Consider the following 22,264-nt stretch of genomic DNA (forward strand, 5'->3'; position numbering starts at 1 on the left):
GTGATTTTAGTGGGGCTAAGTAAATCGAATTTTAGCGAAAATCGATAAAATGGCAAGGAGTTTGGATGGGTTTAGAGAAAAACAAGCCTTTATCCATAGCTGAAAAACGTAATGTGTTGCTTATTTTTATTCACTTATTGGTATTTATCTTTCTGTTTTTCAGGATTTTATGTTGGAAAATGAAGTATTTTATTTCACAAATAAGCAAATGTGTCCTTGTTGTCGGCAGCTAATGGATGCACATTTGTAATGTCAGAGGGAGTAAACGTGCTTCATCATGACAAGATTTATGTTCATGGGATTATGATTTGTAAGTGGTGTCGTCCCGGTTTTCGATTGGGACGACCCCTTTTTCACACACGCACACACTTTGAGAACACCCAATAAAAAAGCCGGTCCCAATCGGGAACCGGCTGTAATACATTCATGGGATCAAAACAAAAGCACTAAAGATATTCGAAAGATAGTCCGGAAACATCGCTCCGGCAAATTTCAATCTAAGATTTTTTCGTGAGATTATGATGCAGCCCCACCGGATTATGGTTCCGGAGGGGCTTTTTTTATCGCTTCTAAACTGCTTAGAAAGAGGAAATTAGTTGAAAACTATTACCGTTGATCTCTACTTTGTCTCCGTCGGTTTTACCCTGTAGCTCTTTAAAGAGTGGGCTGTCCGTCGAAATACCACGATAGGAAGTTCCGTCTATCTGAAATTCATCCGCGGCAACGGCTACAAAGAAGTTCCCTTTGTCTGTCTGGATGACATCCCCCAACTGGATCTCCTCATTAGGGTCAATTGAGCCCAAACCGTTGAGGACATTTATATCTCGTTGTAGTGCGTCAATGGTGGAAGCCCTTGCTTCAATCCGGTTCATCGCCTGATCTTTTTTGCCGTCATTGAGCATACCTCCGTCAGCTTCACTTTCTTTTTTAGCTCCGGACATTTCCGAGTTCTGCATACTCATCATGTTATCATAAGAAGCTTGCTTTTCAGCAAGAAGGTGAGCAATGATCTTCTTTTTAATGGCAGGAAGTGTGTCTTTCATAATGGTAAAATTTTTGTAGTTAATGGTTAATGTGACAACCGGAGTAGAACCCGTATCTGCCGACTTGATTACCCGTAAGATAAGGGGAGTTCCACGGAGTTGTCTGGTCCTATTACGTAAAGGCTCCCGGGCATGTTTGTAATTGCTTTTCAATTTTTGCGTGCAGGCCGAACATTCCTATCCTCAGAAGCTATTTATTAATAGAGGCAATAAAATGCTATTGGCTCTAACAACCAAAACATAGTTACGTAAGGGACGAGCGAATTACTACAACGAACATACCACCCGGTGAGACCGAGGTGGTTGCTCCTTGTAGTAACTGCCCTTCGAGTGACGATTATACCTCCGTTGCGAGCGTTTCACCTGGTGAAACGGTATGCTCAAGAACTAAGGTCATGTCTTTTGCTGGGTTTTTGGTTAATGTTCGGGCGAGTCTACTCAGGTAGGCTCGCCTTTTCTTATTGAACACTTGCGTTCTGGCAAAAGCCATTACCGCCAGGGCAATTGCAAACTCGGATAACGCGGACGCTCGAAGGTCCTTTCAGGGACGCTTTGAGGTCCGCTTAGCCTGGCTCAAGGGGCTTCGTAGCGTCCCTGCGTGGAGCTTGCTATTGCCCTGTCATTACCGCTGTTTCGCGACCCAGCTCACATGGCGGATAATCCGCTCATCCGCTAAAAGGCTTTCTTTAGTATTGAAGTTTCGGGCAAGCTCTTTTTCATCCGGGATGATCCGGTGAATTCCCTTATGGCACTGCCGGCAAATACGAATACGCCGATGGGTCATTTCTTCCTTACTGAATAATTTCAGGAAGTACTTTTTTCCGTGAACTGCGCGGGGAATCAGGTGATGCTCCGTCAGCGGCTTTTGCCGCGTACAAAGTTCACATTCACCCACCGGCCCTTTCATCCGGTCCGTATAATTTTTTCCTTTCCTTGCCATGATAATGTACCCTGACAACTGCTGACGGAGGCCATTAGTTGCTTCGCCCGAAAGTACTGGCAACACTTAGGCGTACGCCAAAATCATCATATTTAAGGTCTCGAAAGCTCGTTACGAATTCAAGCCGGAAAATCCGGAAGATGTTATCGATCGAGTAGCCTACCTCTGTGTAATTGTCTGAGGTAGGTGTATGCAGGTAATTGACGAAAAGATCCTCCTTTAGCCCCAGCAGGTGGAGTTTCCAGATTTGGGTTAATAAGAATTTCCGGAATTGGTAGTGGCCATAAAACTCGAGGTACTCTTCCGAGGTGCTCTCCAGATAGTAGGGCAGCAGGCGATAGCTGCCGATAGGGTCCAGAGAGGTGAGCAGAATTTCAGAGGTGGAGAAGTGCTGGAAGTCCGGGAAGTCAACCGAGGCGTTGTTGAGGAAAGCACCTCCTTTGATCAACAGGTCAACTTTTCCTTTGCGGCCAACGTCGAACCGATGCTGGTAAGCCGCTTCCAGGAGCGTGAAGTCGGCCGTACTTTCTCCGATGTCGGGCAGTCCCGCTCTGATGTTGGCGGAGAGTGTGGGGGCCGAGGATTCGATCTTCACTTTCTTACCGTTTTCTACCCGGTACCTGAGGCCCGGGCGCCAGCTGAAGCCGAGCCGGGCAGTGGCGGCCGGGCTTACGTTCGTTACTGTCCCCAACTGGGCGTTGAGGGGTGCATTAGCGGCGTAAGCTCCTTCCCCTTTGGCAAACCAGCGCTGCTGGCTCGTATTGCTTACAGCCCTGCGATCTTCGTAGGCCAGGGTTACTTCCGCCCGGAAAGCATCTCCATAGTTCTTCCGGTAGTCAAACTGCCCGTAGGAGCGCTCATAGAGGCGGATGAAATTTTTCCCGTTGAAGAGGTTGGTGTAAGTGCTGATCCAGGGCTCAATGGCCGGACGGCTGTCAAACTGCCGCAGGAAGCGGCCGCCCGTTAACTGAAACCTGGGCTCGTTATTGTCGCCTCCGCTTCTGCCAATTTTCAGGTCTCCCTGTAAACTTAGCCGCTCCCAACTCAGGCCGTAGCGGGGCGTAATGCCGATTCTGTATTTCTTACGGGTATTTCTGAAGCCGATTCTTCCCCCTAAGGCATATCCCTCAACGGGGTTGAAAAAAGGATCGGGGAAAAAGCTGGTCCGGAGGTGAGGGTTCTTTCTCTTCTTCCCGGTATCTCCCGGCGCTTTGATCTTTATTTCTGACTCTCCACTATTGGTGGATTCGACCTTGGCGATCCGGTCAACCTGTTCCAGACTGTCCGAAATGAAATAGGCGAGTTTCTCCTGATCCGTTAGCGGAACCGGACGAATTTTAGCCCAGGCAGCCGTGTCCGTCACAATGGTGACCGTACTGTCATCTTTATAGCTGTAATTACTGACAACTTCCGGTTCTTCGGATTTTTCCCGCTCTTCCTTCTCATAGGACCGCATGAGCTTTCTCAGGTCTTTCCGGGTAATTTCACCACCGTCCGCCAGCCGGGCTTCCAGATCGGATACTTCGGTAGCTTTTTTCGTTCGCCGGGCAATTTCTGGCTGAGTCTTTTCATCAATAACCTCTACGTATCCCCCGAGCGTTTCATTGAGCTCCAGCTGGTAGTCGCTTACGGTGCTGAGGTAGTGATACTCGAAGGCAACGCCAAAGATCTGTCCTGCGGCATCGAGGGTTGTCGTTACGGGCATCCAGACGTGCTCTTCCACTTCAGCAAAGTTCTGGGTAATGTCGATCTGAAACCCCAGTTTATAGGTTGTCAGGTCCAGGCTGTGCAATGACCAATCGTCCTGCACGATATAAACGTAGCCTTCAAACACATCTTCCCCCCGGCTGCGGGGAATAACCTTGATCTTATTGATCAGCTCGTCCCGGTCAACAAAAACACCTTCGAGCTCAAACTTGTAATAGCCAAAGGCTTTGGGATTAAGTGGGCTGATGATCTCTCCTGCCACGAGCGGATCGTAAAAGGAGGTGAAAAGATATTGGGCCGCGTCAAAGTCGGACTCGCCTACTTCAAGTTTAGAGAGTACCTCCTGCTCATAATTGTTCGGCCGGGTGTACTTTACTTTACTGGTGGATTCTGAGGTGAACGGCCGCTTCAGGGTTTCATCAATTTCTTTTTTGTCTTCTTTTGAAACCATCGCGCGTATCAGCCCTGGAATCTTGTTGACCTTCCCGGTGCCCTTAATGTACACTTCTGCGGTATAGCTGTCCAGCTGATTACGGTGATAGTCTGCTTTAGAGATCGCCCGGCGGATGACGGAGTAACTTTTGTCTTCGCCACCGCTAATGATTTCTACCTGCTGCAGTTCCAGAGCCTCACTCACGAGCTTAACGTCCATCGTACGGCTTCCCGAGATGTTTTTCACCTGGGTCTGGTAACCCAGGTATTGGAATACGACAGTGTTGTTTCCGCCCTTGAGTTTTACCTGGAAGTAGCCGTCAGCATTACTGGCGGCCCCGCTCTGGGTTTCCTGTACGTAGATGGAAGCGAAGGGCAGAGGATCTCCGGTTTCGGCGTCCGTTATTCTGCCGGAGAGGCTTTGGGCGCTGACGCAGGTGCAGAGAAAGGTTAATAAAAGCAGGGTAAGGAATCGCATGGGAAGTGGCTTAAGGCCACCAAATTAGTCTTACCTGCGCGACCTGCACCATTTCTTAACCAAACTTTATAAGTAAACCCTGCCAGGATCGACGAAGGGAGCAGAAATCAGACGTAAAGTCGTATGGACTGGCGGGGGAGGGGAGCGTGTTAAAGGGGAAAAGGTAATTTTCAAAGCAAGGGCAAAAGCGCTTGGGGGAAGGGGGGGAGAAGAGAACTACTCCGGGCATATCACCTTGGAGGTAACCGGATGGCTGGTGCTTGCCATCAGTGATTGCTGCTACTAGGCACCGTCTTGCGAAAAGATGGGGCACGACCCGAAAGCCGGCCTTCTCTATTCTTGGATTAAGTTAAACTTAGACAACCTTTACGTTGACAGCATTAGGGCCTTTACGACCTTCTTCTACTTCGAAGCTTACTTTGTCGCCTTCGCGAATGTCGTCGATCAGGCCGTTGGCGTGAACGAAAACGTCTTTGCCGCCGTCATCCGGGGCGATGAAACCAAATCCCTTGGTCTCATTGAAGAACTTTACTGTTCCTTCTTTCATAATGGAAAAATTTAAAAACTTAGCGGGCAAAGATACTTCTTTAAACCCAGCGTTGGTTTTTTTGACGCCGGGCGGGATCGTTTGTCACGAATAAAAGATGTTCGAACATTCATTAATCGTCTGAAAGACCCCTTGTTTGTTGACTTATAGCAGATTTAGCTGGTTTTAAGTGGAGTAGAAAAAAAATGAAAATAATTCTCATTTGTTCTGGAAAACGGGCGCTCAGCGCCCTGAATGATCCCACTCTGCTTTCTCAACGCTCTCTTCGCACCTGCGGCAGCGCCCCTGAATCATGCTTGTTATTGGTCCTATTCATACGGCATTCCCCGCCCATCCCCAGCGTTTCCGGCGGGAAAGGGGTACTCCGAGTAAAAGAAAATCATGCAGTTATTTCCGGGAGGAGCTATCGGCTTATGATTCGTACGGCCTCCTTGGCGGCGGCGGCCCGCTGGCGGGCCATCTCTACGGTGTCACCCAGAGCGGTTACGTGGCCCATCTTCCGGAAGGGGCGGGTATCTGCCTTGCCGTAGAGGTGGGGGTATACTTCGGGGAGGCTCAGGAGTTTTTCCCAACCCTCATACACGGCTGGCCCGCTATGGTCTTCTGCACCGAGCAAATTGATCATCGCCCCCGGACGAAGGAGGTCCGTAGCCCCCAGCGGAAGGTCCAATACGGCCCGGAGATGTTGTTCATACTGGCTGGTAACGCAGGCCTCGATGGTGTGGTGGCCACTGTTGTGCGGCCGCGGTGCGACTTCGTTTACCAGAATCTCTCCTTCCGGCGTAAGGAATAGCTCAACGGCCAGCAGGCCAACAATGCCCATCTGCTCCGTTACCTGCCGGGCAAGCGCCGCAGCCCGCGCATCGGTGTCACTGTCTACGGCCGCGGGGCAAACGAGAAACTCTACCAGGTTAGCAGTTGGGTGAAATTCCATCTCTACTGTCGGGAACACCCGCATCTCGCCGGAGGGCGAGCGGGCAACAATGATGGCTAACTCTTTGTCAATATCAACCATCGTTTCCACGAGGCAGGGAACGTCGAGTAACTTCGTCTCTAAGTCTTCCGAATTCCGGATCACGGCAACGCCCTGACCGTCATAACCTCCCGTTCGCGCTTTTTGCACAAAGGGCAAGGCCAGCTGGCCCGCCGCTACTGCGGACGATACTTCCGAAGCATCATTGTAAAGCCTGAAGTCAGAGGTAGGAATGTCGTTTTCGGCGTAGAACTGTTTCTGCAGCCCTTTGTCTTTGATCAGGTCAATGATGTGTGGCTGGGGGTATACCTTAATCCCTTCTTCCACGAGCTGGTGCAAAGCGGCAGTATCAATATGCTCAATCTCAATGGTGACAACGTCCATCCTGCGGCCAAATTCCAGCACGTCCTGTTTGTTTCGGAAATCACCGGAGGTGAACTTCGTGGCGTAATTAGCGGCCGGGAAGCTATGGTTCAGGTCGAGGACATGAATGGGCAGGTGCCAATCCGCACCGGCCTGACAGAGCATTTTTCCGAGCTGGCCGCCGCCAAGAATTCCTAAACGAGGGAAAGACATAGTATTTGTAGTATGGTAGTAGTGAGAGTATGATAGTAGCGAAGGTATAAAGATTGGCCAATACGGGCCAACGTAAAAAGCCGGCGCCTCCCTTTCGGGAAACACCGGCTTTCTGTTTTTATCAGCTAAGCGCGATTACTCGAGCTTGAACTTTACGGGAAGGTTGAACTGTACGCGTACGTTACGTCCACCCTGCTGACCAGGCGTCCATCTCAGGCCCTTGGTATTCATGAGTTCTACTACACGCAATGCTTCCTCACCGGTTTTTGCACCGGGGTTACGCACTACTTTAGCATCGGTTACCTTACCGTCTTTCTCTACAACGAAAGAAACAACGGCCATACCTTCAACACCGTTCTCACGGGCAATGGCGGGGTACTTGATGTTACCGTAGATGAATTCGAGCATCTTTTTGTCAGCACAAGCCTTCTTTTCAGCGTAGCTGCCCAGGTCATCACAACCGGGGAAGAGCGGCATTTGCTCTACGACCTTAAAGATCTCTTCCACCTTCGGAGCTGGTGGTGGTGGCGGTGGTGGTGGGGGTGGAGGCGGAGCCTTCTCTTCCTTCACTTCCGGCGGTGGCTCATTATTAGCCATATCTTCCTCCGCAGTCATATCCTCGAATTTCGGTGGATCTTCTTCAATCAACTCTTCTTCGGGAACTTCCTCAATCACCGGCGGTGGTGGCGGCGGTGGTGGTGGGGGTGGTTCTGCAGTACGTGGCGGCTCTACTTCGATCTCTTCTTCGAGTTCGAGAGCGCCATCGGGAATATAAATTTCCTTGGAGTACTGCGTCCAGCCGAAGGCTAGCAGTGAGACACCGACGGCAAGCGCCAGGCCAAAGTTGAAGAAGGTGGAACTGAGGCCAAAAACGTCTAAGCGTTCGTACTTCGCACGGTTAGCGATGTAAGATTTGTTAGCGTTGTCAGCTTCCTGGTAATCACCCTGGAGCGCTTTCTCGGTTCGCTTGTTATAGACAGATCTCATGAAGAAGATCATGCCGATAAAAGCGGCGAGCATTACTGCCAGAGTGATAGCCAGTGCACCTCCCGAGATTGAGATATCCATGACTATCGGGTTTAAAAAAGTTATTCGTTAATCTCCGCCGGAGCAGAGATTTTATTTTTGAAATAATAGAAAAGGAAAAAGAGCAAACCGCCGAGTATTGCGCCGAGTAGATTAGCGACCATATCAACGGGGTCAAAACTTCTTCCGGTACCTGCCACTGCCTGTAAAAACTCCATCAAAGTGCCGTAGGCCGCAGCGATGAAAACAGCGAAAAGGATGCCTTTTGCTCCGCGTTCGGAGTATAAGACCGACAATAATAACGCAAAAATGGCGTAAGCACCAAAATGAGCGACCTTGTCGGGCGAAAAAAGCGTACTCCAGTCGGGAATTGCCGGTAGTTTCGTGCCAGGGGCAAGACTAACATAAGCCAGCAAAAGACCGTATGCTACCGCCGCAAACCGTTGTAAACGGCGGTTGTTAAGGCTAGATGCCTCGCTTTTTGTTTTTGGTGGGGGAGTGCGCAAAAAAATCAGGAAATAAGTTCCTGGTATTGTTCCGCGGTGAGTAGTCCGTCGCGATCATCAGCGTCAGCCAGCTCTAATTTGATGATCCAGCCCTTGCCGTAGGGGTCTTCGTTGACCAGCGTTGGGTTGTCCCCTTCGTTTTCGTCGAGTTCACTGTTGAACTCGAGGACTTTGCCGGGTAGGGGGAGGAAGAGCTCACTGGTTGTTTTGACGGCTTCAACGGTGCCGAAAACGTCATTACGGTCGAGATCTTCGCCAACGGTGTCTACTTCAACATAGACGAGCTCATCCAGGGCTTCCTGGGCAAAGTCGGTGATGCCGATGGTGGCCGTGTTTCCTTCAATCAGGACCCACTCGTGTTCTTCGGTGTAGAAGAGATGGTCTGGAACGTTCATTATGGTTAGAATATGGTAAAACGGTTAGGATTTGCGGCGGTAAGGTAAGCAGCCGCCGCAAATCCTGACGGTGAAATTATGCGTCTTTGAGCTGAGCCTTGATCCAGTCGCTGGTAACGGATTTTGGTCGCTCCAGCGGCATTCCCAGTGCGCGGCTCCAAATGCCCGCGGCGAGTACACCCAGGGCGCGGCTCACACCGAAGAGGACGGTGTAGTAGCTGTATTCCTTGATGCCGTAGTGAACGAGCAAGGCGCCAGAGTGAGCATCAACATTAGGCCAGGGGTTTTTGACTTTGCCAAGTGCCTGAAGCATGGGAGGAACGGTATCAAAAATCTTCCAGACGGTTTCGATCAGGTCACTGCCTTTGATGTACTCTTCAGCAAAGCGACGCTGCGCCGTGAAGCGGGGGTCAGGCTCGCGAAGAACGGCGTGGCCGTAACCCGGGATAACCTTACCTGCGTCCAGCGTTTCCTGCACGTAGGTGGCAATCTGTTCTTTGGTGGGCGTCTTGGTACCGAGGTTTTCGATCATTTCGAAGATCCACTTGATGACTTCCTGGTTGGCCAGGCCGTGAAGCGGGCCGGCCAGGGCGTTCATGCCTGCGCTGAAAGACAGGTAGGGGTCACTAAGCGTAGAGCCAACGAGATTGACAGTGTGCGCTGAAGCGTTACCACCTTCGTGGTCAGCGTGGATCGTGAGGTAAAGACGCATGAGGCTGCGGAAGTCTTCATCGTCGTTGCCCAGCATGTGAGCGAAGTTGGCTGCCCAGTCGAGGCTCTTGTCGGCCGGAATATGATCTCCGCCGTGGAATGACCGGCGGTAAATGTAGGCCGCTACGCGGGGCAGACGGGCGATGAGGTTCATGCTGTCTTCGTAGCAGGCATCCCAGTAATCAGTTTTACTCATGCCTTCGGCGTAGCGACGGCTGAAAATACTGTCAGACTGCATAGCCATGATGCCGATCGTGAACTGTGTCATCGGGTGAGCATCATCGGGTAGCGCGTCAAGACTGGTCATAACCTGCTGTGGAAGATCGGAGCGGCTCTGCCAGTCTTTAGTCAGGTCGTTTACTTCTTCTGCGGTTGGAATCTCTCCGGTGAGCATGAGCCAGAATAAGCCTTCGGGCTTTGGCTCTCCTTGTGGGCCGGAGGGCAATAGCTTCTTGATTTCAGGAATGGAATAACCCCGGAAACGAATGCCTTCATTAGCATCGAGTTGGCTGGTTTCCCAGAGCATCATTTTTATGCCGCGGGCACCTCCGGTGATTTGCCGCAACACTACCTCGTCCATTTTTCGTTCACCGTGCTCTTTATTAATAGCACGCATTTCGGTGTAAAGGGCAAGTGCCTTAGCGGCAAATTTTTTCTTAAGGGATTCCATCTGATCGGGTATCTTTAAAAGCTTTGTTTTGTTGGTTAGTCAGTGAATGCACTTACATTCATTCTTACCTTGGGTAACGCCAACGGGCACCTTCGGTTCGAGGATTACTTAACAGCGAGCAAATAACGTGATTTTACGTCGCCTAAACGTACTTTTCAGCTGGAAAATCCTTGCTGTTGCCAAATAATTGTTTGTAGGGTGCTCATTGCCAGCTACAAACTCCCTTTGCACCTGCGCGGGGCGCCCCAAAAGGAGCTCTTTTAGCACAGGTCATTCCATTTCCATCCCCCGGATGCGGCGCTTAGTCCCAACACTCTCGATGCGTTCCAATAGTCCATCAGCTCTTTCCACTTCCCGGAGGTGATAGAAGTTCAGCGAGAAGGACAGCGCCCAAATGCAGAATACGATGCCAAACAAGAACCAGTAGCTAATGGCCTGCAAGACAACGTTGGCGTTGTCGATCGTGATGCTGTCGGCATAAAAGATCCAATCGAGGAAGGCAAAAATGAGGCTGCCTACTGTGGTGTCCAGCAGCCACATGCAGGGTACTGCCATAATGATGATGAGCAAAAAGTTGGAATAGGCCGAGAGAATGTTGGTGTACACAAACTTAAAAGTCTCCTGCGGAGACGCTAGCCCGGAATAGCCCGCATAGGCGAAGGTCATCAGAAAGGGGAGTAGGAGAAAGGCAAACAGCCCGGCAATGGTTCCGCTGAATGCAAAGCCTACGGCGATGGCTGTGCAAACCAGATAGAGGAAGGCTTCGGATCGCCAACTGGCGGGAAGCAGCTCGATGTCAGTTGACTTCCAGAAGATTTCGAATGATAAGCGAAGCAATCCGTAAAATCCAGCGGCCACGAGTAGCAGATAAAGAAAACCACGATCCCGGGAAAAGCTGGTGGTCAGCTCATGTACGTTATGAAAATCTCCCAGGAAGCTGCCGTCAAAAATATAGCGGGTGCTGGAGTTGGAGCCGTAGAAGTAAAAAGAGAGTAAGCAGAAACCCAGGGTGATGACAAATATACCGCCGAAGAGTAAGCCTGCATTGGAACGCAGCATGCTGAAGACGGTCGTGAGGTTGTCTCCTGATGTACGGATCTGTTTCAGCTTCACCTTCTCCGTGTCTACCCTTGCTACTCTGGCAACGGCTTCTTCCTCCAGCCGCGGCCTCGCCGCAACGCGGCGCGGGTAGAATACGTAGTACCAGAGAATAAAGGCGAAACAGAGAATGATGAACATCGCCCGAATGCCATCGGCCAGCTCCGTATGCCGGGTGAGGTAGCCTTCGAGAAAGCCAGCAATGATGAACAGCGGCACGGTGCCGAGCATGATCTTGAGCCCGTCGCGGGCGGAGTTGCGGAAGGCCGTTAGCCGGGAGTGGGTGCCCGGGAAAAGCAAGCCCCGGCCCATGGCCAGTCCGGCTCCGCCGGCAATGACGATGCTGCTGATCTCCAGCGCACCGTGGATCCAGATGGTGAGGAAGCTTTCCTGAAAAATCCCCTGATCGTAGAAGAAATACTGAAAAACGCCCAGCATAACCCCGTTGCGGATCAACTGTACGATGGTGCCAACGGCAAAGAAAGCCCCGGCAATAAAGGTCATGAAGGCTACGAAGATGTTGTTCAACGTGATCCGTAAAGACATGTTGAAGGGAGACATCTGCTTGTAGACTGCCATCGGGTCTCCGCTTTGGATGTTCTCCCGGGTCATGTCCATGTAGTACTCCCCGAGGATGGTTTCGGCGAAGCCCGAATCAATGCGGTAACTCACAATGCCGATGAGCATGGCCAAGACGAAAACGCCCAGTGAGATCAGGAGCGGGAGGCGTTGGGCGAAAACTACCCGGGGTAGTTCGTCCGTCCAGAAGGTGAAAAAGCGACTGGTTTCTCCCCGTCGGCCCCGATAAATGTGCAGAAAGGTCCGTTGTGCCAGTCCGTTGAGGTAAACGCGAACCGAACGGTTGGGATAGAAGGTGCGGGAGTAGGAAAGATCATCCGTGGTGTGGACGTACAATTGGTTGAGCAGTTCGGGGTCCTGCTCGTCGTTGTCCAGGGCACGCTCGTAGCGTTTCCACTTCTTTTGGTTCTTTTCTATGAATTCGGTTTCCCGCATGTACGAATGGGTGAATTATTGAATAGGGGAAGGAGAGAATGAGTGAATGGGGGAAGGAGAGAATGAGAGAATGGGGGAAGGAGAGAATGAGAGAATGAATAAGTGAATGTACGTCATATTCTTTCATTCGACCATTCCTGCATTCACTCTCATATCTTCCCGGCCGCCTCATTATAGACTACTGCGAGGACGACCTGGCCGACGGCGCGTAGGGTGCGCTTGTCGATATTATCCATGTTGTCATCGCCGGTGTGCCAGTGGGCGACGAAACCACTTTGAGTTTCGGGGCGGTGATTGATGATGTCCACCATGGGGATGCCTGCATCCCGCATGATAAAAAAGTGGTCGTCAGTTACTCCGGGGCTTCCGTCTTCCTTTGGGAAATAGCTTCCGAAGCCCATTCCTGCAGCCATGTTCCAGACTTTCTTTACCACTTCGGGAGCGTTGGTTTTGGAGTAACCTTCGATGGCGAATCGCGCGTTGCGTGCGCCGACCATATCGAGCAAAATGCCGTAGCGTGGTTTGGGGGCTTTCACGGTTTTGGCGTAGTGCTGGGCGCCGAGGCCCCAGCTGTCAGCATTACCGGAGTCGCCCTGATCTTCTGCGTCGAGAAAGATGATGTCGACGCCGATATCGGGAGTGGAGAGGCCGAGTTGCCGGGCTACTTCGAGGAGGACGCCGACGCCGCTGGCACCGTCATCGGCACCCATGACGATGGCGGTGGGGTCGTCTTCGAGTTGGCTGTCGGCTACGTGGCGGGTGTCCCAATGAGCGGCCAGCAGAAGCCGGTCAGTTGACTGAGGGTTGTAGCGACCAATGATGTTGGTGCCCTTGTAGCCGTTGGCGGTGAAGGTTTGCAGTTCAACGACGGCGCCGAATTCTTTCAGTTTGCCGGCGAGCCATTCCCCGGTAGCGTCGTGCTCCGGGGTGTTCATCATGCGGGGGCCGAAGGCCACCTGGCGGGCGACGTAGGCGTAGGCGCTGTCGCGGTTGAAGGCGGGTACGGGCTTGGCTTCTGATTTTGGCGCAGGCGCGGCCGCAGGTGCAGAGGGCGTGTCTACGGCAGCATCCTCTCCACAGGCGGTAAGCAGAAGGATAAACAGGAGGCTAAGTAATGGGCGGAAGGCTGAATGTGGGCGCAAGGGGAAAGGAGTTTGGGCGGTTCGGGTACATCTACAGTTGTACCCTAAAGGGGGAAGTCAGATGGTTTTCGGGTATAAGTACAGATGTACCCAAGATACGAAGGTTTGGTTTTCGGGTACATCTGTACTTGTACCCGAAAAAAGGACCTACTTCCCCGCCCCTTCGTCGCTACCCTTAATAACCGTCGCCTCCGTCAGCACATACATCAGTCGGTTGATGTCGTCACTGTTCAACGCCAGCCTGCCGCGTAGTTTGATGCGCTCGGTGCTGTACTTCACAGGTTCGGTGCTGGTGACCTCCATCACTGTCTCGGGGCCAGCCCCGCCGCAGAAGAAACACATGTTGTAGGGGTAAGCACTGAAGACAAACTCCGTATGACTCTTATATCCTTCAACGGGAACGATGTAGCCACTTACTTCCACCATCTCTCCTTCCAGCGCCTGAATGCCTTCGCTGAACACGGGCACATCCACCTTGAAGCCGAGTAGCTCATCGAACTTTTTCTCGTAGGTAATTTTGGAGAGTGTCTTCCAAAGATTCGTGTCTTGTGCCTGAAGGCTGGCTCCGGCAACGAAAACAAAGGCAAGGGTAAGTAGCAGCGTGCGCATAGTAGTTTGGCTTGAGTTTGCAAAGATAGGAACGTGAAAACGGATAAGTGGATGCATAAGAGGGTGTTAAAATAAAGAGCAGGGACTTATTCGAGGCAATAGCCCAGGATTTTATCCTGACAATCTCCTTTTTGTAACCATAGGTCGGCTGACGCCTCTCCCGTTACGATTTGGAGTCTGGGGTTACGGAGGTACAAATGAAAGAGTAGTTGCTGGGGAACATTGTTGGGTACCGCTACGGAGGCGTTGTTCAGCAGCTCGTCTTCCCAGCTTTTCGTTAGTGGTCTTATTGCGTCTTGGTCATGATAGTGGTGCCTGACTTTAAAACCGATGAGCACCAGCCATATCAATAAGATGGGATAAACCAAAAAACGTTTCCACTCAAACAGGAAATGAATAGCCCTTGCCAAGGCGTAGGCTAAAAAGGGATAAACCGGAGCGGGGTACCATTGATGTTTGTTTTGGCTCATCGTCAACAGAAACCCGACCGAGCAAAAAAGGAGGAAGCTAAAAACGAGAAGCTCGTCTTTTTTCACCCAACGGTAGAAGGCTTTCCAGCCAATGGTGATTGGAAGGAGAATTAGTGCGGCATACAAAAGGTAGATCCACGGACCGAAACCGAGGTCGAGGGCTACCAGGAGAAAATCCCAATGATAACCAGATTCAAATTCGGAGTTGCTGAAGCGCTCTACTCCGTCGGTCAGGAACATGGCTTGCCACAGGTTTTTTTGCCCGTTCGCATAATCAGTTGCCAGGCCAAACTGGCTGCAGAGTAAATAAGCCAGAAAACCCGCTGCAATGGCAGTTCCGAGCACGAGTAAGACTGGGCGAAATTTTTGTTGGCACACCGCTCTTCTTCGCCAAACGTAGGCCATTGCACCGGGGATAATCAGTGCGATGGCTACTCCTTTGGTGAGGAAAGCCAACAGGATTGCTCCGAGCGCATAATACAGCCGAATGGCTTTTGCTTCGTTGAGATACCGGAAAAGCTCGCCCAGCCCAATGGTAAGAAAGAGGAGGAAGAGCATGTCCGTATCTCCCGCACGAGCGACGTGGAAGCCAATGATGCCATTGACGGAAATCAGGATGCCGAGGACTGTGTTAGCTAGCTGGCCGTTTTGCCAGTTTCTTATCCATAACCACAGGTAGGTCAGATAGGCGAGCATCGCAAATAAAGAGGGCAACCGAAGGCTCCAGATATTTACTCCAAACCATTTGAAGCTTAAGGCCAGTACCCAGGTGAAGAGGGGAGGCTTAGTGTTGAAGCTGTCAGTCTGGTCCAGAAAACGGTAGTTCCACCAGTCAGCGGTCTGTAGCATCCTGAGGGCATTGATGCCGCGGCGGGCTTCGTCCCAGGCGTGTACTTCCGCCGAGCCGATGTTGATGGCGCAGAAAATACTGGCAATAAGAATTAGTAGGAGGAACAGGGCTTTGGAGGTCATTCGCCCAACTAATTTAAAGCAATTGGCTCAAAAAACAGGTAAGGTAGTAGGAGGGGGTGGTACTTCAGGCACTGCTTTTTAAAGACCTCTTCCCCTGCACCTGCGGTCCCGCGCCCCATTTGACAACGTATTGCTACCCCAACCAAACCCTTACCCCCAGCACGACTCCAAATGCCCCCAGCGCCAGCGCCCCCAGGCGCTGTACCTGCAGAATGACCCTCGGGGTAAGCATGTCCCGCAGTTTACGGGCGCCCAGCACCTTGATGGAATCGGTAATAACGATCGTCAGTAATATGCCGCCATAAATGGCCCAGGCATTGGCGTCGTTGAGGCCCCGATCGTGCACCTGGGTAACGGTGAACAAGGACCAAAAGCCGATGGTGAAGGGGTTGAAAGTATTGATCGCAAAGCCCTGCGCAAAGGCACTTAAGAGCCCTCTTTTGCTGGGTATTTCCCGTTCCTCTGACAAGTCCGGCGGGTCCCTGAACCACATAATTGCAGCGGTGATCAGCAGAATTACACTGCCGATGGATCCCACCATTTCTTCAAAGTAACTGGTGTTAAGAACAGAAGAGAGGCCACCAATTCCGTAATGAGTGACGGCAATCAATGAGATGTCACTTACCCAAATACCTAAAGCTGCGGTGAAGGCTGCCAGTGTGCCTCGCCGCAAACTCATTTGCAATAATAGTACCAGCAGTGGCCCCACCAGCAGTGCCAGTAGCAGACCGGCACGGATACCTTCCAGTATAAAGCTTAGTTGACCGATTGGGGAGATTAATTAGGTAGGTTACGCTTCGTCGGCCATAATTTGCTCCGCGTGTACCTTGGTTTTTACCTTGGTGTACACCCGGTCAATTATGCCGTTTTCATCAATCACAAAGGTAGTGCGTAGCACACCATCGTATTCGCGGCCCATGAATTTCTTCGGCCCCCAGGTGCCGTAGGCGTCCATCATTTTGTGTTCTTCGTCGGCCAGCAAGGGCATCGGCAGGGAGTGCTTGTCAATGAATTTCTGGTGCTTCGCCGGCTTGTCAGGGCTAACGCCCAGCAGTTCATAACCTTTTGCCTTTAGTTCCCCGAAGTTGTCACGCAGGGAGCAGGCCGCGGCCGTACAGCCGGGCGTGTCGTCTTTAGGATAAAAGAAAATGATGAGTTTCTTGCCAGCATAATCAGCCAGAGAAACGGTACTGCCATCGTGGAGGGTACCGGAAAAGTCGGGGGCGGCATCGCCTTTTTGTAAGCTTGTCATGCCCACTAAACGAAGAAGTGGCAGAGTAGTTGAACGAGGCGCCCGTCAGCATCGTTGTAACTTTACCCGATATGAAAGATACACTCATTCTTCTCTGTATTCTTGCCGTTGCGGTAGCCATCTACTGGCCAATTCTGCGGATTGCCCGTAAGGACATCGCCGACCGCGCCAATGCAGGCCTGGGCAACGGTATGCTCTACGCCGTTCTGCTGCTGCCACTATTCGGCCCAATCATTTATTTACTGCTCAGGAGCCGGTTCCGGGTGTAAGGCTCTAAGCGTTTAATAAGAAATTCAGAGCTATACAGAAAGCGTTTACTTTTCGCTTCCAACGCCTCCAACATGCGGCAGCCTACCAGACTACAAGGACCACCAGGCTACCCCAGCGCCCGCTGGCTTTTCGCCACATAATCCTCCAGGTAAGTATCCAGGCTTTTGCGTTTGTATTGCATGACGAAACGCGGGTGGGAGAGCGGAATGACTTCCCCGAACCATTTTTGCTCGTCGTTGAGCGCCTTCAGGAATTTATAGTTTTTTCCCTCTCCGAGACAGAGCAGAAAGTCCGTCCTGCTGCCAAAAGCCAGTTGGGTGTTGAAGTTCTCGATGATCCGCGGACGGATCGCCTTCTCCAGCTTTTTATCGTCGTAGTAATTGTAGTTTTTACCGTTTTTGACAAAGCCCAGCGGGCAGGCCGAGGTGATGTAGAAGTCTTTGTAGAAGGCTTCCGGTCCGCCCATGGCATTGATCCAGCGATAGATGAAATCCGCGCTCAGTTCCGGCCGGCTGGTGAAAGGATGCTCAATGCTACATTCTTCTCTTAACATCTTGGGTCCGGTAAAGGGAACACCCGTCACACCGGCACCGAAGCGGCCAGGATTGATGCCCGCCACGAAAATTCTGGGATTGTCGTCGTCAAAATACTTCTCGTAAAAGGCCGTCATGCAGGCCTGGGTGTCTTCTCCGTCGAACGGGAAAAGAAGCTCCACGCCTTTGGGGAGTTTCCAGTCGGGCGTCAGGGTTTTGAAGTGGAAATCCAGGACGGATTGAGAGAAGGACATGCTGTTAGTTTAGTTCTTTAGTCTTTTGGTTCTTTGGCATTGCCGCGTATTACAGATGGCAATGTGTGCTTAGTTTAAAGCCAATTTACGTTGTTCGCCTCCGACGCCTCCGACGCCTCCGACGCGCGGTAGCTCCAAAATACTAAAGAACCAACCCTACTTCTTCCTAAAGAACAAAGAAATCGGCACGCCCGTAAAGTCAAATTCTTCCCGGATTTTATTCTCCAGGTAGTTCTTATAGCTTTCTTTGATGTGCTGCGGATGATTAGTGTAGAAAGCAAAGGCCGGGTAAGCTATCGGCAGTTGAGTGACGTACTTAATGCTAATCTCCCGGCCACGGTAGCTGGGGGGGGCATAGCGGCTCATGACGCGTTGCATAACGTCATTAAGCTGGCTGGTAGGGATGCGGCGGCTTCGGTTTTCGTGTACCTGCCCGATGGCTTCCACTACTTTCATGATCCGCTGCTTCTCCAGCACACTCATAAATATGACGGGGAGATCGTTGAAAGGCGCGAATTTTTCGGTAATCGTCTTCTCGAAATCCCGGGCCGTATTGGTCTCCTTGTTTTCTACCAGGTCCCACTTGTTGACGGCAATAACCACTCCTTTGTTTCGCTTCTGAGCGATCCGGAAGATGGCGAGGTCCTGACTTTCCACCCCGTCGGTCGCATCAATGATTAGCACAATGATGTCCGCTTTTTCGATGGCGCGGATGGCGCGCATGACGGAGTAAAACTCCAGGTTTTCGTAAACCTTGGCTTTCTTACGGATGCCGGCCGTGTCGACCAGATTAAATTCGTGCCCGAATTTATTGTAGTAGCTGTTGATGCTATCGCGGGTGGTGCCGGCGATGTCCGTCACAATATTACGCTCTTCGCCAAGCAGGGCGTTGACGAAGCTTGATTTGCCAGCGTTAGGCTGGCCAACGATGGCAATTTGAGGAATGGTCGACGGTTCTTCCACGTGGTTAGTAACGTGTTCCACTACCGCATCCAGCAAATCGCCCGTGCCAGAGCCGGTAACGGAAGAGAGGAAGAAGGTTTCCTCAAAACCAAGAGACCAAAACTCGTTGGCCTCCAGCTGCCGTGCGTGGTTATCCACTTTATTGACGGCAAGAATGACGGGCTTCTTTGCCTTACGAAGCATACGGGCTACTTGCTCGTCGAGGTCCGTAAGACCAGTAGCTACGTCTACCATAAAGATAATGACGGTGGCTTCGTCAATAGCGATTTCTACCTGGTCACGGATGGCAGCCTCGAAAACATCGTCGCTGTTGCGCACGAAGCCTCCGGTGTCTACCACGGCAAATTCTTTACCGTTCCAGTCAGATTGTCCATACTGCCGGTCGCGGGTCACCCCACTCTGGTCATCGACAATGCTGACTTTTTCCCCGATCAATCGGTTGAAAAGCGTTGATTTTCCGACGTTCGGCCGGCCGACGATGGCTACGATATCCATAATGTAAAAGGCTTGGTAAAATACAACCACCGGGAGACTCCCTTGGTTGCGGCCGCAAAGGTACGGGTTAAGCAGCAGGGAATTGAGGGGCACTTCCGGCAAGTTCAGCAGAGGCGCGGCCGCAGGTGCAAAAGTTTGTTGGATAGCAGGGAGGGAACAGGCCCGTCGCTTAGTACATTAGCTACACTTTTGTCACTTCATGAAATACGAACTCCAGGGTATATTTCTTAAACCTTCACCGATGTCTTCTGACAAAAGGAAAGGTAATGCCCCCATTGGGTGGAAGGCCTGGTGGAATGGTTCGGTATACGCCAACCCCTTGCAGGAATCAATAGGGCGGTTAACAGCCGTATTCAGCCATGCGCTGCGCTCACCTGACGAATGGGTGACTGGAGCACAGGGAAGTATTGTCTTTTCAGGAGGACGAGTGACCGTCCGGGACCCTTACCGGCGGCGTCAGGTGTACGAGTCGTACACCTGGCGGGATCTTGAGATACACTACAGAACACCTGAGAACGCTAAACCTGACAGCCCTTATAATTCCTGGATTACTTTTAACAAGTTTCCGAGGAAGGTGAAAATCCCTTTTGTCTTCAAAGAAGAAGAGATAAGGCGCTTAACCAGTTTTTTTCTGCGGGATAAAATTCCATTCAAGGAATACATGAACGGCAAACGCGCCTTCCGCTGCCGCTACCTGGATGCTGAACAGATCGATCACGTCATCAAAAAGTACGGTATTGAGTGGTGAACTTTTCCCGCCCTCCCACATGCGGCAACCCGTCACATTCTCCCTCCTTCCAATTGCGGTAGCCACTACATTACTACCGTCTACATTACTACACTACTACCCCAGCCCCATCCGCTTTCGCATCGTCTCATAAAGCAGAATTCCTGCCGCCACGCTCACGTTAAGGCTGTTGAGTGTGCCCGCCTGCGGAATTTTGAAGGTCTCATCCGCCGCCCGGGCTACGCCCGTGGAGATACCTTCCCCCTCCGCTCCCATCACAATACAGAGCGGTTCGGTAAGCTCCAGCTCGTGCAGCATTTTATCGGCTTTCAGGTCGCTGGCGATGACTTTTACCCCACTCATCTGTAAGGTCTCTACGGTGTTGACCAGGCTTTTCTCGCGACAGACCGGCAGTCGCAGCAGCGCCCCGGCGCTGCTTTTTACGGCGTCCGGCGTCAGGCCGGCACTATTCTTTTGGGGGATGATGATGCCATGAGCGCCACATACCTCGGCCGAGCGGGCAATGGCCCCCAGGTTGCGTACATCCGTCACACCATCCAGCAACAACAACAGGGGCGTTTCTCCCTGCTCGTAGATCATGGGAAGCAGGTTCTCCGTTTTCTGGTAGGCAGCTGCCGCTAACTGGGCCACCACGCCCTGGTGGTTACCTCTCACCATCCGTTGCAGCTTCGCCTGGGGGATGATCGTGAAGGGGACCTCCATCGTCTTACAGAGATTGCGTAACTCTTTCTCGAATTCGCCCCGGGTTCCCTGCTGCAGAAAAACTTTGTCGACCGGATTACCAGACTGTAAAGCCTCCAGCACCGGGTGGCGACCATAAATGAGATCTTCTCTTTCTCTTGCCATGGGGCAAAGGTAGACTGTAGAGTTGTAGACGGTAGTACGGTAGACGGTAGAAATGTAAAAAGAAGGATTCTACCGTCTACCGACTACCGACTACCAAACTACCGACTACCGTCTACCAAACTACCGACTACCGTCTACCCCCACACTCTCCCGCATTAACCACTGCTTCGCGACCAGCGGATCCGTTTCCCCGATGGTTTGGTGGAGGGAGGAGAGTTTCTTGTCGTAGCTCTTCCGGTCCATAAAGTCGGCCTGATGTTTTAGGTTGACGAGTTGTTTCGTAAAGCGGACGTAGTTGGTATAGCTGCGCTTGTCTTTAACGCTGATATTCTTATTGCGACGGACATAAAGACGGAAGGTCTCCAGCAAATTAAGGGCGTATTCCTGGTCCGCCTGATCGTAGGCGATTCTTACCTCCAGCAGCACCCGGGCAAGGTGCACCTTTACGTCGGAGTCGGAAACGGTGATGAGCAGGTCAGTCGCTTCGTCGTAGCGCTTGAGACTGTAGAGGAATTGGGCTTTGTTGAGGGCGTAGGCATTGTCCCGTTCGCGTTCGGGCAGGCGCTCACGGTTATCTTCAATGAAGCGCTCGGTCCATTCGTGTTCCCCGGTGGCGGAGCCGAGGGTTACGATGTTTTTATAGTCCCACTCACTGATGATATCCTTATTGTAAATGATGCCCGTGTCCAGCCCCCGGCGGTAAAGGCTCAAAAGCTCCACGCGATAATCTGCGTGTCCGGTCATAATCCGCTGAATGCAATAGTTGGACGCGAAGCCGTAGAGGTCTTTCTGGTGGTCGTAGGGTAGGCGGTCGAAGCTTTCATCGAGGTAAAAGCGCATCCGTTCGTAGTGGCTTACGTCGTCGGGCTCCCGCAGGCTCATCAGGATGTGGTAGTAGCAGTCGATGCTGGGTTCTACCGTTTCGTTGAGTAGTTGGCTGCCTGCCTCTCCGTTCAAAAAGTCCAGCACGGGCTCCAGCAGTAGGAACTCATAATGGGTATTCATCACCATCATGTTAGCGGTGAGCTGGCAGGCGTGGCGAAGTTTTTCTACGATGAAAAACCGGTCGAGATGGTCAAGCATGGCCTGCATCTCCCGCGTGTCTGAGCGCTTGAGGTTACCCTGATAATAGCCATTGATGGCCTTCCATTCATAGGCGGCCAGGTGGGTGTCGCCGTCGCGGTACTGGTGTTTTTCTACCATGCGATCCAGCCGTTTACCCCGGTTTTCGAGCAGACGAAAACGCTGCAGTTCCTTCGTGCGCTTCAGCGTGAGGACCTCTTCGCGGAAGGCTTCGCTCTGCAATTGCTCTACGGCCAGGAAGCGATTAACGAGCTTCATGAGCGATGACTGCAGGCTGGAGAGCGATTGCCCGCTGCCCGCAACCTTCACTGCATCCTGCGCCCGCGCCTCGTCCAGCTTCGGCCGTGTTTTACCCAGTTCCTTCAGAATGAAACTAAGCAGCAGTTCCGTCGCCTCATGCCGGTTAAAGTAGGGGCTGGCCACGAACTGCCGCAGGCGCTCGCGCTCCCGGCCATCCATGGCCGCAATTTGCCGCACTACTTTGCTGTCTTGCATAAAGCAAATATAAAAG

Annotated in this window: 21 protein-coding genes; 2 read left to right on the plus strand and 19 right to left on the minus strand. The window is 51.9% G+C overall.

The annotated features are described in order from the left end of the window. Window positions 1–578: 578 nt before the first annotated feature. The 15 genes from BM123_RS03590 to bcp all read right to left on the minus strand — a co-directional run bounded on the left by BM123_RS03590 (window position 579) and on the right by bcp (window position 16,561). Window positions 579–1,043, minus strand: a complete 465-nt coding sequence (locus tag BM123_RS03590; RefSeq protein WP_090165458.1) for a hypothetical protein — start codon at window positions 1,041–1,043, stop codon at window positions 579–581. 622 nt (window positions 1,044–1,665) lie between these two features. Then, a complete protein-coding gene (locus BM123_RS03595) occupies window positions 1,666–1,983 on the minus strand; it encodes a hypothetical protein (RefSeq protein WP_217642086.1) in 318 nt (105 codons plus the stop codon). Window positions 1,984–2,017: 34 nt separating this feature from the next. Beyond that, window positions 2,018–4,600 carry a DUF5686 and carboxypeptidase regulatory-like domain-containing protein gene (locus BM123_RS03600; RefSeq protein WP_090165459.1) on the minus strand — a complete coding sequence of 861 codons (2,583 nt, stop codon included), beginning with the start codon at window positions 4,598–4,600 and terminating at the stop codon, window positions 2,018–2,020. Between the two features lie 355 nt (window positions 4,601–4,955). Further along, on the minus strand, window positions 4,956–5,147 hold the full coding sequence (locus BM123_RS03605) for a cold-shock protein (protein ID WP_090165765.1): 192 nt from the start codon (window positions 5,145–5,147) through the stop codon (window positions 4,956–4,958). 403 nt (window positions 5,148–5,550) lie between these two features. After that, on the minus strand, window positions 5,551–6,696 hold the full coding sequence (gene purK, locus BM123_RS03610; protein WP_090165460.1) for a 5-(carboxyamino)imidazole ribonucleotide synthase: 1,146 nt from the start codon (window positions 6,694–6,696) through the stop codon (window positions 5,551–5,553). 135 nt (window positions 6,697–6,831) lie between these two features. Next, the gene (locus BM123_RS03615; RefSeq protein ID WP_090165461.1) at window positions 6,832–7,764 is read right to left on the minus strand and encodes an energy transducer TonB; all 933 of its coding nucleotides are present in this window, start codon (window positions 7,762–7,764) and stop codon (window positions 6,832–6,834) included. Between the two features lie 20 nt (window positions 7,765–7,784). Then, complete coding sequence (locus BM123_RS03620; RefSeq protein ID WP_175489236.1) at window positions 7,785–8,228, minus strand: VanZ family protein; 444 nt, start codon at window positions 8,226–8,228, stop codon at window positions 7,785–7,787. Window positions 8,229–8,233: 5 nt separating this feature from the next. Further along, the gene (gene gcvH, locus BM123_RS03625) at window positions 8,234–8,623 is read right to left on the minus strand and encodes a glycine cleavage system protein GcvH (RefSeq protein ID WP_090165463.1); all 390 of its coding nucleotides are present in this window, start codon (window positions 8,621–8,623) and stop codon (window positions 8,234–8,236) included. A 76-nt stretch (window positions 8,624–8,699) separates the two neighbouring features. Continuing rightward, the gene (locus tag BM123_RS03630) at window positions 8,700–10,004 is read right to left on the minus strand and encodes a citrate (Si)-synthase (RefSeq protein ID WP_090165464.1); all 1,305 of its coding nucleotides are present in this window, start codon (window positions 10,002–10,004) and stop codon (window positions 8,700–8,702) included. 270 nt (window positions 10,005–10,274) lie between these two features. Beyond that, the gene (locus BM123_RS03635) at window positions 10,275–12,116 is read right to left on the minus strand and encodes a stage II sporulation protein M (protein ID WP_090165465.1); all 1,842 of its coding nucleotides are present in this window, start codon (window positions 12,114–12,116) and stop codon (window positions 10,275–10,277) included. A 149-nt stretch (window positions 12,117–12,265) separates the two neighbouring features. Then, entirely contained in the window at window positions 12,266–13,258 is a 993-nt protein-coding gene (locus BM123_RS03640; RefSeq protein WP_090165466.1) for a M28 family peptidase, read from the minus strand. Window positions 13,259–13,405: 147 nt separating this feature from the next. Continuing rightward, window positions 13,406–13,867, minus strand: a complete 462-nt coding sequence (locus BM123_RS03645; RefSeq protein WP_090165467.1) for a hypothetical protein — start codon at window positions 13,865–13,867, stop codon at window positions 13,406–13,408. An 86-nt stretch (window positions 13,868–13,953) separates the two neighbouring features. Next, the gene (locus tag BM123_RS03650) at window positions 13,954–15,309 is read right to left on the minus strand and encodes an ArnT family glycosyltransferase (protein WP_090165468.1); all 1,356 of its coding nucleotides are present in this window, start codon (window positions 15,307–15,309) and stop codon (window positions 13,954–13,956) included. Window positions 15,310–15,442: 133 nt separating this feature from the next. After that, on the minus strand, window positions 15,443–16,087 hold the full coding sequence (locus BM123_RS03655; protein WP_319922090.1) for a LysE family transporter: 645 nt from the start codon (window positions 16,085–16,087) through the stop codon (window positions 15,443–15,445). Between the two features lie 12 nt (window positions 16,088–16,099). Then, window positions 16,100–16,561, minus strand: a complete 462-nt coding sequence (gene bcp, locus BM123_RS03660; RefSeq protein ID WP_090165470.1) for a thioredoxin-dependent thiol peroxidase — start codon at window positions 16,559–16,561, stop codon at window positions 16,100–16,102. A gap of 71 nt (window positions 16,562–16,632) precedes the next feature. On the opposite strand from bcp, the gene BM123_RS03665 reads away from it, so the two are divergent. Then, the gene (locus BM123_RS03665; protein WP_139211750.1) at window positions 16,633–16,830 is read left to right on the plus strand and encodes a hypothetical protein; all 198 of its coding nucleotides are present in this window, start codon (window positions 16,633–16,635) and stop codon (window positions 16,828–16,830) included. A 107-nt stretch (window positions 16,831–16,937) separates the two neighbouring features. On the opposite strand, the gene BM123_RS03670 is transcribed toward BM123_RS03665, so the two are convergent. Continuing rightward, window positions 16,938–17,618 carry a uracil-DNA glycosylase family protein gene (locus BM123_RS03670; RefSeq protein WP_090165472.1) on the minus strand — a complete coding sequence of 227 codons (681 nt, stop codon included), beginning with the start codon at window positions 17,616–17,618 and terminating at the stop codon, window positions 16,938–16,940. Window positions 17,619–17,774: 156 nt separating this feature from the next. Continuing rightward, window positions 17,775–19,079 carry a ribosome biogenesis GTPase Der gene (gene der / locus BM123_RS03675; protein WP_090165767.1) on the minus strand — a complete coding sequence of 435 codons (1,305 nt, stop codon included), beginning with the start codon at window positions 19,077–19,079 and terminating at the stop codon, window positions 17,775–17,777. Between the two features lie 238 nt (window positions 19,080–19,317). Between der and BM123_RS03680 the strand changes: the two genes are divergently transcribed. After that, the gene (locus BM123_RS03680) at window positions 19,318–19,824 is read left to right on the plus strand and encodes a hypothetical protein (RefSeq protein WP_090165473.1); all 507 of its coding nucleotides are present in this window, start codon (window positions 19,318–19,320) and stop codon (window positions 19,822–19,824) included. 96 nt (window positions 19,825–19,920) lie between these two features. On the opposite strand, the gene rlmB is transcribed toward BM123_RS03680, so the two are convergent. Both rlmB and BM123_RS03690 read right to left on the minus strand, forming a co-directional pair. Then, window positions 19,921–20,670: a 23S rRNA (guanosine(2251)-2'-O)-methyltransferase RlmB gene (gene rlmB / locus BM123_RS03685; RefSeq protein ID WP_090165474.1), complete on the minus strand. Its 750-nt coding sequence runs from the start codon at window positions 20,668–20,670 to the stop codon at window positions 19,921–19,923. Between the two features lie 120 nt (window positions 20,671–20,790). After that, window positions 20,791–22,248, minus strand: coding sequence for a hypothetical protein (locus BM123_RS03690; protein ID WP_090165475.1), 1,458 nt, complete (start codon window positions 22,246–22,248; stop codon window positions 20,791–20,793). Window positions 22,249–22,264: the final 16 nt, after the last annotated feature.

Source organism: Neolewinella agarilytica, from assembly GCF_900110645.1.
In the GTDB taxonomy this organism is placed as follows: Bacteria; Bacteroidota; Bacteroidia; order Chitinophagales; family Saprospiraceae; genus Neolewinella; species Neolewinella agarilytica.

Excerpts from the sequence above, each read along its gene's own strand:
- BM123_RS03590 (WP_090165458.1), bottom strand. The coding sequence starts at position 1,043 with ATGAAAGACACACTTCCTGCCATTAAAAAGAAGATCATTGCTCACCTT.
- BM123_RS03595 (WP_217642086.1), bottom strand. The coding sequence starts at position 1,983 with ATGGCAAGGAAAGGAAAAAATTATACGGACCGGATGAAAGGGCCGGTG.
- BM123_RS03600 (WP_090165459.1), bottom strand. The coding sequence starts at position 4,600 with ATGCGATTCCTTACCCTGCTTTTATTAACCTTTCTCTGCACCTGCGTC.
- BM123_RS03605 (WP_090165765.1), bottom strand. The coding sequence starts at position 5,147 with ATGAAAGAAGGAACAGTAAAGTTCTTCAATGAGACCAAGGGATTTGGT.
- purK (WP_090165460.1), bottom strand. The coding sequence starts at position 6,696 with ATGTCTTTCCCTCGTTTAGGAATTCTTGGCGGCGGCCAGCTCGGAAAA.
- BM123_RS03615 (WP_090165461.1), bottom strand. The coding sequence starts at position 7,764 with ATGGATATCTCAATCTCGGGAGGTGCACTGGCTATCACTCTGGCAGTA.
- gcvH (WP_090165463.1), bottom strand. The coding sequence starts at position 8,623 with ATGAACGTTCCAGACCATCTCTTCTACACCGAAGAACACGAGTGGGTC.
- BM123_RS03630 (WP_090165464.1), bottom strand. The coding sequence starts at position 10,004 with ATGGAATCCCTTAAGAAAAAATTTGCCGCTAAGGCACTTGCCCTTTAC.
- BM123_RS03635 (WP_090165465.1), bottom strand. The coding sequence starts at position 12,116 with ATGCGGGAAACCGAATTCATAGAAAAGAACCAAAAGAAGTGGAAACGC.
- BM123_RS03645 (WP_090165467.1), bottom strand. The coding sequence starts at position 13,867 with ATGCGCACGCTGCTACTTACCCTTGCCTTTGTTTTCGTTGCCGGAGCC.
- BM123_RS03650 (WP_090165468.1), bottom strand. The coding sequence starts at position 15,309 with ATGACCTCCAAAGCCCTGTTCCTCCTACTAATTCTTATTGCCAGTATT.
- bcp (WP_090165470.1), bottom strand. The coding sequence starts at position 16,561 with ATGACAAGCTTACAAAAAGGCGATGCCGCCCCCGACTTTTCCGGTACC.
- BM123_RS03665 (WP_139211750.1), top strand. The coding sequence starts at position 16,633 with ATGAAAGATACACTCATTCTTCTCTGTATTCTTGCCGTTGCGGTAGCC.
- BM123_RS03670 (WP_090165472.1), bottom strand. The coding sequence starts at position 17,618 with ATGTCCTTCTCTCAATCCGTCCTGGATTTCCACTTCAAAACCCTGACG.
- BM123_RS03680 (WP_090165473.1), top strand. The coding sequence starts at position 19,318 with ATGTCTTCTGACAAAAGGAAAGGTAATGCCCCCATTGGGTGGAAGGCC.
- rlmB (WP_090165474.1), bottom strand. The coding sequence starts at position 20,670 with ATGGCAAGAGAAAGAGAAGATCTCATTTATGGTCGCCACCCGGTGCTG.
- BM123_RS03690 (WP_090165475.1), bottom strand. The coding sequence starts at position 22,248 with ATGCAAGACAGCAAAGTAGTGCGGCAAATTGCGGCCATGGATGGCCGG.